The 13,851-nt window shown below is 48.4% G+C and carries 11 protein-coding genes; all 11 read left to right on the top strand.

Annotation, left to right across the window (positions count from 1 at the left end; all coding sequences use genetic code 11):
• The first annotated feature begins 134 nt into the window (after window positions 1–134).
• Window positions 135–977: a helix-turn-helix transcriptional regulator gene (locus tag OMP44_RS10680; RefSeq protein WP_280307838.1), complete on the top strand. Its 843-nt coding sequence runs from the start codon at window positions 135–137 to the stop codon at window positions 975–977.
• A 1,692-nt stretch (window positions 978–2,669) separates the two neighbouring features.
• Entirely contained in the window at window positions 2,670–3,137 is a 468-nt protein-coding gene (locus OMP44_RS10685) for a hypothetical protein (RefSeq protein ID WP_280307841.1), read from the top strand.
• A gap of 2 nt (window positions 3,138–3,139) precedes the next feature.
• A complete protein-coding gene (locus tag OMP44_RS10690) occupies window positions 3,140–4,168 on the top strand; it encodes an FkbM family methyltransferase (RefSeq protein ID WP_280307846.1) in 1,029 nt (342 codons plus the stop codon).
• 24 nt (window positions 4,169–4,192) lie between these two features.
• Window positions 4,193–5,278 (top strand): FkbM family methyltransferase, encoded by a 1,086-nt coding sequence (locus OMP44_RS10695; protein ID WP_280307849.1) that lies wholly within the window; start codon window positions 4,193–4,195, stop codon window positions 5,276–5,278.
• 44 nt (window positions 5,279–5,322) lie between these two features.
• Entirely contained in the window at window positions 5,323–6,063 is a 741-nt protein-coding gene (locus OMP44_RS24970) for an ABC transporter permease (protein ID WP_431312636.1), read from the top strand.
• A 1-nt stretch (window position 6,064) separates the two neighbouring features.
• Window positions 6,065–6,790, top strand: coding sequence for an ABC transporter ATP-binding protein (locus OMP44_RS10700; protein ID WP_280307851.1), 726 nt, complete (start codon window positions 6,065–6,067; stop codon window positions 6,788–6,790).
• Complete coding sequence (locus tag OMP44_RS10705) at window positions 6,787–7,995, top strand: glycosyltransferase family protein (RefSeq protein ID WP_280307853.1); 1,209 nt, start codon at window positions 6,787–6,789, stop codon at window positions 7,993–7,995. The genes OMP44_RS10700 and OMP44_RS10705 overlap by 4 nt, the downstream gene beginning before the upstream one ends.
• The gene (gmd, locus tag OMP44_RS10710; protein WP_280307855.1) at window positions 7,992–9,026 is read left to right on the top strand and encodes a GDP-mannose 4,6-dehydratase; all 1,035 of its coding nucleotides are present in this window, start codon (window positions 7,992–7,994) and stop codon (window positions 9,024–9,026) included. Before OMP44_RS10705 ends, gmd begins: the two co-directional genes overlap by 4 nt.
• A 14-nt stretch (window positions 9,027–9,040) precedes the next feature.
• Window positions 9,041–9,937 carry an NAD-dependent epimerase/dehydratase family protein gene (locus tag OMP44_RS10715; RefSeq protein ID WP_280307858.1) on the top strand — a complete coding sequence of 299 codons (897 nt, stop codon included), beginning with the start codon at window positions 9,041–9,043 and terminating at the stop codon, window positions 9,935–9,937.
• Between the two features lie 5 nt (window positions 9,938–9,942).
• The gene (locus tag OMP44_RS10720) at window positions 9,943–11,079 is read left to right on the top strand and encodes a glycosyltransferase family 4 protein (RefSeq protein WP_280308493.1); all 1,137 of its coding nucleotides are present in this window, start codon (window positions 9,943–9,945) and stop codon (window positions 11,077–11,079) included.
• 814 nt (window positions 11,080–11,893) lie between these two features.
• Entirely contained in the window at window positions 11,894–13,774 is a 1,881-nt protein-coding gene (locus tag OMP44_RS10725) for a cellulase family glycosylhydrolase (RefSeq protein ID WP_280307860.1), read from the top strand.
• Window positions 13,775–13,851 lie beyond the last annotated feature (77 nt).

Raw genomic sequence — 13,851 nt, forward strand, 5'->3', positions numbered from 1 at the left:
TAATAGCAAGCGCGTCTATTTCTCCTCGCGCGACAGCCCTGACATGAGGCACTCGGCGCCAGGACGCGCTATTCTTCGCACCCTTTTGAGCCTGTTACAATTTGGTTGCTTATACTGTTACTAGGAGTAATGGCATGTCGGCGGCGCGGTCTTTCGAACGTTCTCGGATTGAGCTTGCAGAGTTTCTAAGAAGCCGCCGGGAGCGTCTGACACCTGAAGAGGTTGGGTTGCCTTCCGGTGGGCGACGGCGGACACCTGGGCTACGGCGTGAAGAGGTAGCGACGCTGGCACGGGTAGGTCTCAGTTGGTACACCTGGCTCGAACAGGGCCGAGAAATCAGCGTGTCCTCGACTTTTTTGGACAATCTATCCCGTGCACTCAAGCTCGATGCCACGGAGCGTCGTCATCTCTATCTACTCGCCCAACAGCGGCCACCGTGTGAACCCGGCAGGACGTGGTGCGTGGTTCCGCCCCTGATTATCCGGTTGATAGAGGATCTGGATACCCGCCCGTCATACGTCTTGAACCTGCGCTGGGATGTGTTGGCTTGGAATGACGCGGCCGACCGACTGTTTGGCTTTTCGGAGCAGATTCCTGAGCGACGTAATTTGCTTTGGATGCTGTTTACGTCCAAGCGGCTACGCCAGCTTCTCGATCCCTGGGAGGGCCAGGCAGTCCAGATTTTTTCGAGCTTCCGGCGCGATTTTGTTCAGGGAACCCAGGACGCAGACATCGTGGGACTGGTAAAGGACTTGGAGCGGGTAGCCCCAGAATTTTGTGACTGGTGGAATCGCCAGGACATCCATGGGCCCTGCCAAGGGATTCGATACTTCCGACTCGATGGGATAGGCCAGATGGTGTTTGAACACACGACGCTTACAGTTGATGTGGACCGCCATCTACGGCTGGTTTACTACGCTCCACAGAGGGATGAAGCACAGGGCGCGACGTTTGAGCGCTGGCTGAAGGAGGGGTAGAAAGAAGCTCAAGCCACGAAGCCAAGTGACCTGGCTGTGGAGTATCCATGACCAGTTCGCGTCTCGACTACAGATTTGCAGCCTACGCTGATGAACAAGCGGTGGTGACTGATTTAGAGAAATCCCTCGCCAAAGCACATAGACTTTTCTAGCCATCACAACCTCATGGACAGCTAAGAGCCACACGAGCGACGCTTAGCTGTCTCCTCCCCTAAGGGTGACGAGCCTCTGACAGCGCTCTGCGATAGAGCGTCACCATTTCATCGAGTAGATCTCGAGCCATATAGGCCGAAATTCGCTGACGTAAGTCTGTTGGGCTATCCGCGTTGCCCTGATCGTTGGCTAGGCGATCCAACAGGTCGCTGAGCATTGAAGCCCGTATATCCGCGTCTGCCTCTGGCTACTCCCGGGTGAAGTCAGGCTGTCGTAACGAGGCTGGGCTGACGGGGAAGGGAAGGACCGCACCTTTCTTCTCAGCCATTGTTCACCTCCACCATGGAGGTACAACGTAATGGGCTAGGAAAAAGGCGGGGCGCGAGTTTCAAAGGAAGACGATGCATATCTATGCTGCTCCCTGGTTCGGTTTAGGAGCCGCCGCCACCGTTGCTACGCGGTACGGAGGCGGACCGTACGGGTAGCAAACCGGGGACTAAGGGAACCGGCCAGGCCGAAGCCTGCCCCGCACGACCCGCCATAGAGCGCGCGCAACCAGATGCTAAGCATTGGCTGTGAGCTATAACGCTGACGCGCCTTGGTTTGTCAGGTTGCTACACCCGTCCACGGGATTGACCGTAGCGCCCAGGATTTAACGTTTAGGCCCAGCGACTGCAAATAGTTGCCACGGATCGTGCGCCTGCTTGGATGTCTATGGATTGCGCAGACTGGCCAATCAGCTCGACGCCGGGAGTGCCAATGGAAGCGGCACCGCCGGCTTGAGCGAAGGCTCCGTCCTTGCCGACGGTTACGCCGACATAGGTGGGTTGGGTGATCTAAAGACCGTTCCACACCGCCGAGGCAGCGGCGCCAGCACCGTAGGCTTCGGATGCTGGCCGTCGCTGAAGGCTTTGCCGCCGCTAGCGTGAGCAGTGTTGATAGGGGTTCCATCGCGAGCACTTTCTGCGATCAGGCCACAGTAAGGGGTGACTGCTACGTTACCTAGGTGATCGAGCAGTACCGCGAATCCGCTTTGCCGCTCTCAATGTTCGGGTAGGGATTACGCAGGGATTCTAAGGTTGAGAATCGTAGCAGCGTACGCACCGGGCAACCGAAGGATTAGGCGCATTCTCCGATTTATTCACCGTAACCGGCGTGGAACCTGACACGTTTTAGGCCTTGAGCAGGAGTTTTTTTAATTTGGAAGGCGATTTTTCCGACGCCTAATCTTCAGTTGTCGTCGATCTGCTCCTGAGAGGACCTCCTCCTGTCTGTAGCGTATGTCTAAGGCCCGGACTGGCCATCCGGAGCTAACACAACTACCAACGCGCCGACCATCTCGCTGCATTCGGGAAAAGCATGCCGGTGTCGACGAAAGGCCGTCTCATCAGCCGTAACAAGAGGAATCCATGACGGCTGCCCTGGCCGCGCTGGGCAAGCCCGCCTAGAATGACGGGTCCGCAGAGGCGCCTAAATCCAGTGCAACCTTTTGCGGCAGGGAGCCTCATGTTCACCACGACAGACCCGAACGACTAGCAGATGATCCACGTGCTAAAAAAGGATAGCTGCAAATTTGATGCCACGCTGCTGCATAGGCTTGGCTCTGCTTGCACAACCGTTTTTGCCAGAATCGCCTGCTTTGACCGTAATGGCACATTATTCGGCTATGGGTTACAACTCTCTTCTACAGCCAAGCACGCTGCAGTCTGCGCACACGACGTAATTATCGTCGTCCTGTACGGCATCATTCCTAACGGGAAAAAAATGGATGACGTACAAAATGCTTTGTTTTTGAGCGGTCAGTTCAGTACTCGAAATTACTTATACTGCATATTTCATCGGAAACATCATTTACTTTTGAGCTTTTTAGGCCGTTTATATAGAGCCGTGCATGGGCGGGCACTAATCATCCTGGTTCAACGGTTAATTTGGTGCAAAGATAGTTTCAGTGCTAATAAAAGAATGATAGCAACCTTTACGAACAGCTATTCTCGTATTGAGGCCTAACGATGATCTCCTATTCGCAGTGCGGTGAAGATATTTACTTGGATAGATGCTTTAAAGGTAAGAAGAGCGGATTTTACATAGATATTGGAGCTAGTCACCCTGTGACAAGTAATCCGGCATATCATTTTTATCAAATGGGATGGTCAGGGATTAATGTAGAACCTACCCCATTCCGCCTCTCTGAGCTTAAACGTGGCCGGCCGCGGGATATAAATTTAGGATGCGCTATTTCCAATAGGAAAGGGGTTTCAAGTTTCAACATAACGGCTAGCGCAGATCATATTTCTTCGCTCGGTAAAATAAGCGATGACTTGGTCTTGTCTCATAATTGCTCTGTCAAACAGATTCAAGTTGAGGTTATGTCGCTTGCGGAGCTGTGCGAGCAATACGTCAGCGGTGATATAGATTTTTTAAAAGTAGATGTAGAAGGTTCTGAGCACGACGTGCTAATCGGGGCAAACTGGAAAAGATGGCGTCCGAAGGTAGTATTAGTAGAATCTGTCGATGCTGCTACCGGAGAGCCAAATTGGGATTTTTGGGAGCATATCCTACTTGAAAATAAGTATATTTTTGCTTTTTTTGATGGTGTAAATAGATATTACGTCGCGACGGAGCACGCAGACTTGTTAAGCTGTTTCAATAGTCCAGTAAATCCTTTCGATGGCGCTAACGTCTACAGTTCATATGGCTCGCCATTGCGTGACACTAGACATCCAGATCATATGTGGTCTATGAATTTTGCCAATGTCTTATTGGCATCAGCTTCTATCGAGAGTGACGATCACCTATTCAAAGCGCTTACCTGGGATCTATTGGCCGAAGAGTTATGTGCGCCTGCAGATAAGCACGGTATTGATCTAGCATTCAAGCGGATTTTGAATAGGCTGCCTTCGGCAGCAGATTACAAACATTGGGAAAATGAAGAGCATTTGCCCTTGTGTCTGCTTTATAAGATCTTAGTGTCAGGTGAAGAGTTTAGGCTGAAAAGAACTAGAGTCTCTTCTTTTTCGGTTTGGCGGACGTTTGAATAGCTTTAGCAAGGTAGGAGGTTAGAAGTGAATTTTCTGAAAAGGCAAATAATAAAAGTGCTTGACTATGTCGCCTACAAAGTAGCTAGTCAAATTAGGCTAGATGAGACTATAAAAACGGCGGTAGATCTAAGTTTTGTAGCTGTAACTGATAAAATGTCCGCGCTTTCTTCAGAAACAAAAAATATAGATCTCAAGGTTGATGCTCTAAATAGAAGGCGAGAAGTTATTAGTATCAGCGACACGGAGTTGCTAGTTAAGACCGACTATGGCGGATGGCTGCTGGTTCCCTCCTATAATATCGACGTAGGTATAGGTGTTGTTCGAGATGGCGGTATTGAACCATGGACCAAAGCCCTGGTAGGCAGCATTTTAAAGCCCCATGATACTTATATAAATATTGGTGCGAATTTCGGGTATTATGTTTGCTATGCCGCTGCACTCGTTGGTAGGCAGGGGAAAGTAGTGGCATTTGAGCCAAATCCATATGTTATGAATTATTTGCATAGGTCAGTTTATTGGAGCGGCTTTCCAGATATCGTTGAGCTATACCTATTAGCTGCTTACGATAGTAAGTGCTATCTGAATTTCGGTTTTAACCCGCATTATATGGGGAATGGCAACGTTTTTGCTCGCGGACGTAAGCCAGATTTTCAAAGTTGCTTAATAAATTCTTTCACCCTTGCCGAGATTGTTAATCCGGAAGGGAAGATTGTTGTTGGTGACCATCCAGGAACATTTCCATTAGAGGTCCAAGCGGACAGCCTGGATAATATTTTTAAAGATCGGGAAGGCGATGCAGTAAAATTACTTCATATCGATGTGGAAGGTGCTGAAGCTTTTGTTTTAAAAGGCGCCAAAGAAGTATTAGAAAATAATCCGACCATGCATATCATTTGTGAGTTCGATCCCAAGACCCTTAAGGATGAACGAAAAGACTTGGTTGTTTCTACGTTCCAGTCGCTAGTGGACTTGCAAGGATATACAGCTTATCGTGTGGCTCCAGAGATCTGGAATGGTAGTAATCCACCCTTGGAAAAGATAGATATAAAAAACCTTTCACAACTGCCTCATGGTGATCTTTATTTTGAGCCAAAAGGAGAAATTCTTTGAACAGCGGAAGTACCTTAAGGCGGGAAATCTCTGCCTTCTTCAAATTGTCATACGTTTGGAAGTTATTATCTATACAGGACGTAAAGGCTAGGTATAAAAGATCCGTTCTTGGCCCTTTTTGGTATACAATCACGACAATTCTTTTTGTCGCTGGCTTGGGATTGGTCTATTCTAGATTATTTAAGTTGAACTTGGTTGAGTACCTGCCGTATCTATCAGTTGGTATAATTGTTTGGACGTTCATTATCACGTTGTTGAATGAAGGTGCCAACTCAATTATAGGCGCTGGCCATATTATAAAGCAGATCAGCATGCCTTTATATGTTCATGTTTTGCGGGTTGTATTCCGTAATTTTGTCATATTCATGCATAGTTGGGTGGTTCTTATCCCATTACTGATTTGGTATAATACTCTTACAGTCGCGGGCCTTATATTTTCAATTTTCGGATTATTGGCTTTGCTATACTGTCTTACCCCTTTTGTGTTATTGCTTGCCTTGTTATGCGCCAGATATCGTGATTTCTTGCCAATGGTATCAAGTGCACTTCAATTGCTTTTTTTCATTACGCCGGTAATGTGGCAGCCGCATCAGTTAGAGGATCTAGCTAGAGTTATTCACTTTAATCCTTTCTACTATCTAATAGCTATTGTACGTGAGCCAATGCTAAATGGCTATTTTCCTTCTGATGCCATGGTGTACACATTATGCCTTGGGTCGTTCCTCTGGATCTCGTCATTCATAGCACTTTCTATGAGCTATAAAAGAATTGCGTACTGGTTGTGATATGACAGAAATAAGCTTAAAAAATGCGGTGGTCGATTATCCGGTAATGGACGTATCAAACCGGTCTTTCAAAAAGCAGGCTTTGTCGTGGGTTACTGGAGGTGCAATTTCTACCCGCCGGGGTGAGCAAGTTCATGTGCGAGCTCTTGATAATATAAATCTAGAGATTGCTCCTGGAGATAGGGTTGGACTTTTAGGGCACAATGGCTCTGGCAAAAGTACATTATTGAAACTTTTGGCCGGTGTGTATCATCCCACTCAAGGCGAAGTCTACGTCTCAGGAAAAATCACCTCTCTGTTAGATTTGACTCTCGGAATGGAGCCAGAGTCATCTGGTTACGAGAATATTTTTCTAAGAGGTGTTCTTCTTGGGATAAGACCCAACGAGATCAAAGCAGTGGTTGAGGAAATAGCGGATTTCTCTGGCCTTGGTGATTACCTTAATTTCCCTATCAGAACGTATTCTTCAGGAATGCTTGTTCGACTAGGTTTCGCAATATCAACTGCGTTCCCTGCCGACATTATCTTAATGGATGAATGGTTAGGTGTAGGTGATGCGGATTTTCAGAAACAGGCAAACCTCAGGCTTAAGCAAATGACAGAAAACGCCGCTATTCTCGTATTGGCGTCACATTCAGACTCCCTAATCAAAGAGGCCTGCAATAGAGTCGTTCGCCTAGAGCATGGTGTTGTTGTCGAAGACAGATCATTTGGGAGATCTTTGTGAGAATAGCAATAGTTTCTACGTATGGTATCGAATGCGGAATCGCTAGATTTACTGACGTTTTGAAAAATGGTTTGAGTAAGGTGCCTGAGATAGAGGTTGAGGTATTTGATCTGCCGCCGCATGAGCTGAAGAGGAGCTTTGGCGCTACAAAAGCTGGAGCTAATGTTTTCATAGAAAGTCTCTGCAAAAAACTGAGAGGTTTCGACGCTGTTTCTGTTCAATGCGAATATAGTATTTTTGCTGATACGTTGACTGATTCGGTTGAACGGTTAAAGAAAGTTTTGTTAGCCAATGGCAATACAACTTTGACTCTTCATACGGTAATCAGTCGATCGACATCATCAGATTTTAATAGGCCACCTATTGTTCAGTGGCTGTCGCATCCTCGGCGAGCTTTGTCTAATTTTCTTTCAAATAGGCAGCATACTATACCGGCTATAGTTGAGGCCGATTTGTTAGGTTTTTGTAAGGACAAGAAGATAAAGCTAATCGTGCATACGAAAACCACACGCGATATTCTTAAGTATAGATTTAAAATTGATAATGTAGATTGTCATCCGCTTTGCTATAATAGCGCTGAAAGTCTTTCTGGATTCAATCACGACAGTTGTCGGGCTGAGATTATTGCCAGATACAAATTTGAATATACAGATAAGCTAATCGGTGTCTTTGGGTTCTTTGGTCATTATAAGGGATTCGATTATGCAATAAGAGGCTTGTCACGCATGGGCGATGAATATAAATTGCTTATTTATTCAGGTCTTCATCCAAATAGCATTCGGCATTCGGACACTAGTCAAATTGATAGCTTAGTCGAATTAGCAAAAAAACTTAACGTTTTAGATAAAGTCTTTTTTATGGGCAGTGTCGATGATGTTAGTTTATATAAGGCTATTGCAGGTGTTGATTATTGTTGGTTGCCTTATCGAGAGGTCGGGCAGGAAGCTTCCGCTATTTGTAGCGAGGTTGCTGAGCTTTCGCGTAGAATGATCATATCACGAAATTTCGCATTTTCGGATTATATGAACTTTGGTCTTAGAGAAGATTACGAGTTCTTTGAGATAGGGAATATTGAAGAGCTTAAATTTAAAACTCACCTATATGACACTTTAAACCCTAAAGAACATGACGTGTCCCCTGGGATTGATTTTTTGTCAAAGCAATCGAGCTTTTATTTAGAGAATTTGAAGAGGACTCCAGTGTGAAAAAAGCGATTATTACTGGTATCACCGGGCAAGATGGCGCCTACCTCGCCCAACTGCTGCTGGAAAAAGGCTACACGGTCTATGGCACCTATCGCCGTACCAGCTCGGTCAACTTCTGGCGCATCGAAGAAGTGGGTGTCGCCGGCCATCCCAATCTGCATCTGGTCGAGTATGACCTCACCGACCTGTCCGCCAGCATCCGCCTGCTGCAGACCACCGAAGCGACCGAGGTGTACAACCTGGCGGCCCAGAGCTTCGTGGGCGTTTCCTTCGACCAGCCGGTAACCACCGCCGAAATCACCGGCGTCGGTCCGGTGAACCTGCTCGAAGCCATCCGCATCGTCAATCCGAAGATCCGCTTCTATCAGGCATCCACTTCGGAGATGTTCGGTAAGGTCCAGGCGATTCCGCAGATCGAGAGCACGCCTTTCTATCCGCGCAGTCCCTACGGCGTGGCCAAGCTCTATGCCCACTGGATGACCATCAACTACCGCGAGTCCTACGGCATCTTCGGCACCAGCGGCATTCTCTTCAACCACGAATCCCCGCTGCGCGGCCGCGAGTTCGTGACCCGCAAGATCACCGACAGCATCGCCAAGATCAAGCTGGGCAAGCTGGACGTGCTGGAGCTGGGCAACCTCGATGCCAAACGCGACTGGGGCTTCGCCAAGGAATACGTCGAGGGCATGTGGCGCATGCTGCAGGCCGACAAGCCGGACACCTATGTACTGGCCACCAACCGCACCGAGACCGTGCGTGACTTCGTCAGCCTGGCGGCCAAGGCCGTGGATATCCAGCTGGAGTGGAAGGGCGAAGCGGACAAGGAAGAAGGCTACTGCACCCGTAGCGGCAAGAAGGTCGTGGCCGTGAATCCGAAATTCCACCGTCCCGCTGAAGTGGATCTGCTGATCGGCGATCCCGAGAAGGCCAAACGTGAGCTGGGTTGGGAGCCCAAGACCACCCTGGAGCAGCTGTGCCAGATGATGGTCGAGGCTGATCTGCGTCGCAACGAACAAGGCTTCTCGTTCTAACTAAGGGGATAGGCATGCCAACCGCTCTGGTCACAGGCGCATCGGGCTTCACGGGACGCTATCTGATCCAGGCGCTCAAGGCGCGGGGATTTAAGGTAGTCGGATTCGGTAGTGGTACTACCGATGCGGATGTCACCCTGGCATGCGATCTCACCGACAAGGCGGCGGTCGTCGCTGCCGTAGCTCAGGTGCAACCAGACTGGGTCATCCATCTGGCGGCGCTGGCCTTTGTTGGGCATGCCGACCAGGAAGCCTTCTATCGGGTGAACCTGTTCGGCACCTTGAATCTGCTGGAGGCGCTCGGTGCTCTCGAGCGTCAACCCCAGCGGGTGCTGATTGCCAGCAGCGCCAACATCTATGGAACTCCCGGCATCGAAGTGATCGATGAGTCGGTTTGTCCGGCACCGGTCAATCACTACGCCTGCAGCAAGCTGGCCATGGAGCATATGGTCGCTACCTGGTACGACCGTCTGCCCATCGTCGTCACCCGGCCCTTCAACTACACCGGGCCAGGGCAAGACGAGCGCTTTCTCATCCCCAAGATCGTGGGCCATTTCGCCCGTGGCGAACGGGTGATCGAGCTGGGCAACCTGGACGTGAGTCGGGATTTCTCGGATGTTCGCGATCTGGCGCAGGCTTACTTGGGGCTGCTAGACAGCGACCATCGTGCCAGTCCCGTCAACGTCTGTTCGGGCAAGGCAACGGCGCTACGCGCCATCATCGAGTTGATGGAGCGGATCGCCGGTTACTCGATAGAGGTCCGGGTCAACCCGGCCTTCGTTCGGGCTAACGAGATTCCGACGCTCCGTGGCAGTGACGCACGCCTGCGCAAGATCGTGGGTGCCAGGGAACTGATCTCGCTGGAGCGGACGCTCGAAGATCTGTACAGGTCTTTGAGGAGCGTCCGTTGACGGCATTGAAAGTCGGACTGGGCAGCACGGTCTGGTCTTCTGGGGTAGCCAAGGGGCATCTCGACGGGATCGGCATCTATACCCAGTCCTTGTCCCAAGCATTCACCAGCCGCTCAGACGTCCGGATTCGTCCCTACACCTTTGGCGTAGATACCCCGCCTCTGGGGTGCGGCGTACCTGTCAGCCTGGCACCGCACTTCCCCAAGTTCGTCCTGAAGAACGCGCTGCTGGGTGCTGATCGCGAGGTCGACCAGCGCCTGGCGAACGAAGTCGATATCTTCCACGCGCCCGATCATCACATTCCTCGGCTCAAGAATGTGGCGATGGTGGCCAGCGTGATGGACCTGATTCCGCAGATTCATCCCGAGTGGGTCACGCTCAAGCTGCGCAGATTGAAGAACTGGCTGTTCAACCAGAGCGTGGGCTGGGCCGATCAGGTCATCACCATCTCGGAGTACAGCAAGAGAGACATCGTCAGGCTGCTGGGTATTGCGGAGGAGCGAGTGCATGTCACACCGCTCGGCGTGAATGGGCACTACTTCGCCCGGCAATCCGACGTCGTGCGCCACGAGGTGCTACACAAGCATGGCTTGGAGCCAAGCTTCTTCCTCTTTGTCGGTACGCTGCAACCGCGCAAGAATCTTGCGGCTGTCCTTGCCGCTCATGCCCAGCTACCCGAGACGTTGCGCAAGCAGCATCCCCTGGTTGTCGTCGGGCGCAATGGCTGGCGTGTCGAGACCCTGGTCGAGGAACTGCGTGCTCTGGAGGCTAGAGGCGAAGGGAAATGGCTGGAGTATCTACCACAGGAGGAAGTTATCGCGCTACTGCAGAGTGCGGCGGCCCTGGTATTTATGTCGTTGTTCGAAGGCTTTGGTCTGCCGGCTATTGAGGCCTTCGCCGCGAGGTGTCCCGTGATCTGCTCCAATACGACATCGCTGCCGGAAGTAGTCGGCGATGCGGCCTTGCAGGCTGATCCGCAAGAGCCCAAGGCCATTGCCCAGGCGATGCTGGAGGTACTCGACGATCCTTTGGCAGCACGCCAGCGTGTAGATGAGGGTGAACGCCGCGCGCGCGATTACACCTGGGATGCCTGCGCTTCTCGGACTCTCGAGGTTTATCGCTTAGCCGTTCAAGGCCGTTGAGTAGAGTACTAGCGCTTTTGCATAACGGTGCATGGACGACACCGAGATCAGAAAAGCATATCTATATGAATTGGCTGTCCCTGCGAGACACTATATATGGTGAATCAATATAGTTTACCTTTCTTGAAGCATAACGGTTGAAGAGGGATTATCTTATGCAGGTCTCTAGCTCTTCATTTTAAGCGATTCGGGGAAGTGGAAAGGAAGGTTTTTGAAACTTCCGTGGCTTGTCATGGCTTATTATTCTAAGACATATTATATTTAGGCAAATCAAATTAGGTTGATTTTATATATCAATCATGAGTATCAAGCGCCTTGATATGGCGCTGGGGTCTGGCATATACCTGTGTCTGCGATGTATCCTTTTTGCTACCCGTGGAACCATCGAAATCAATCGCTAAATGTGACTAGTCGCAATCTTCGTAGGCGTGTCTGATCCTGCTGCGCGAAGCGATATGATAGATGAGTTATCAATCGGGATCGTATGTAATTTATAAGTAAATATCTATACCTTGGAATGACCTCATTTGGTGATTTACCGGTTTTCTTTTATATGACTATAGAGAGCCGCGCTTTCAAAATCGATATCTATAATAGCCGTCTTTTTTGTAGGTTTTAATTAATTTTATCCTTTCTTTCCTTGCATTATAAAGGCTTCAAGTTCCGCCTTCGATCGATTTGGCTAAGTTTATTTGCTGAACTTTCTTGGTTTTTATTTGTCACCTTTAATGCGATCCATCGATACACTCAGATAATTATTGCTACTAGATACTGATTTCCTGCGGATGAATGCGGTCGTAACAGGGGTATTGCCTTGATCCAAAATATTCCGTTTAAAGCAACCATTCTGTTTTTATTCTGCATAGTCGCCAATGACGTACGGGCTATGCCAATGGTAGGGCTGAACTTTTCTGGAGCAGGGTTTGCTGGGAACATAATTCCGGGTATCAATAATAAGAATTATATATTTCCTACTGAGTATCATTTTAGCAGTTGGAGTGCTCGAGGCGTCAAATTAATTAGATTTCCTATACTTTGGGAAAGGCTTCAGCCAGCGTTAGGGGGAGAGTTTGATTCAAGCTATGCTCAATTAGTAGATGGCGTTTTTTATTATGCCAATAAATATAATATGAAAGTGATTCTGGACCTACATAACTATGCTAGGTATAGGGGCGCAGTAATTGGTACTGGTGATGTTTCCTATGCTAGCTTTAGGGATGTAACCACAAAGATTGCGAGAAGGTGGTCGCGTGAGCCTGCTTTATATGGGTACGACATTATGAACGAACCCCATGATGCGACGGCGTACTGGCCAAAAGCAGCACAGTATGGAATTGACGGTATAAGGACTTTCGATTCAGTACATAAAATATTTATTGAAGGTAATGGTTGGGCGGAAGCCACACGATGGCCTCAGTGGAACGATTCTTTATTGTCTCTGCAGGATCCGGCAGGAAATTTAATATATGAAGCTCATGTTTATTTTGATGAGGGAGGTGGCGGTAATTATGCAAACGCCGACCCCTCAAGTCTTGATGCTATGTATGGCGTTAATCGAGTAAAGCCATTTATTGAGTGGCTTAAAAAAAACAATAAAAAGGGTTATATAGGAGAATTTGGCGTACCAGATAACCATTCCCATTGGATAACTATTATGGATAATATGTTGGGATATTTGAGAGATAATTGTATTCCGTCGACATACTGGGCTGCCGGACCCGGATGGGGAAGCTATAATCTATCTGTAGAACCAGTTGGGGCACAGGAGAGACCGCAGTGGGCTACATTAAGGAAATATTTGGACGCTGATGGATGCTCAGAAATCGGTCCTAGATCTGGAGCACCCGTTCTTTTGTCAGCGAGTTCTTCCAGCACTCAACTATATTTGAAGGCGGCTGACAGTAAACAAGGTCAGGCTCAGTTAAACCTTATACAGCAGCTTTACCTCTTGTACTTAGGCCGCCCAGCAGATGCACAGGGATTGGCATTTTGGAGAGACGCCTTAGCTGACGGCCGAATTGATACTAAAGGCATTGTTAAAGAATTCTCGAAAACCCCTGACTATTATCGAGCATATGGAGCGCTGTCCGCAGATGATTTCGTGAGGCAGGTTTTTTTTAATGTCCTAGGACGGGATCCTTCTCCAATTGATGTTGTTTTTTGGAAATCGAAAATAGATTCTGGAGAAGTAGGTAGGGACTTATTTATATTTGTACTTTTAAATAGCCTTGGATCAGCCGATCTTAGGAATATAGAAGCATTAACTCAGGGGGCATATTGTGCGACCCAAGCAACTTATTTGCCAACAAAAGCAAACATTCTTCAGCTTTACATTATTGAACGAATATATGTTGGTTATCTGAATAGAGCTGCAGACAGAGTCGGTTTAATTTTTTGGGGTGATGCTATTGTAGACAACCGTACTACAATAGATGGAATGCTGAGTAGCTTTTCAACAACAGCAGAATACGCAAGAGATTTTGACGGCACATTAGATGAATTTGTGAGTAGAGCATTCAAGCGTGTTCTTGCACGCGATGCATCAAGCGTAGATATTGTTTTTTGGAAAGGTCTGATAGAGAAGAAGCAGATCTATCAGTATAATCTGATCTATAGCATTATTAACAGCCTGAGTGGGGCAGATGCTGTTGAATTTAATAGACGTGTGAATAATGGATTTTGTTTGATCCAGTAATCTTTAAGTTCAGTCGCGTATATTATTTTCGTCTTTATTTATATTTATTATATGCGCGTTTGAGAATCCGTTTGATT

Source organism: Pseudomonas flavocrustae, assembly GCF_029872515.1.
Lineage (GTDB): Bacteria > Pseudomonadota > Gammaproteobacteria > Pseudomonadales > Pseudomonadaceae > Chryseomonas > Chryseomonas aestiva.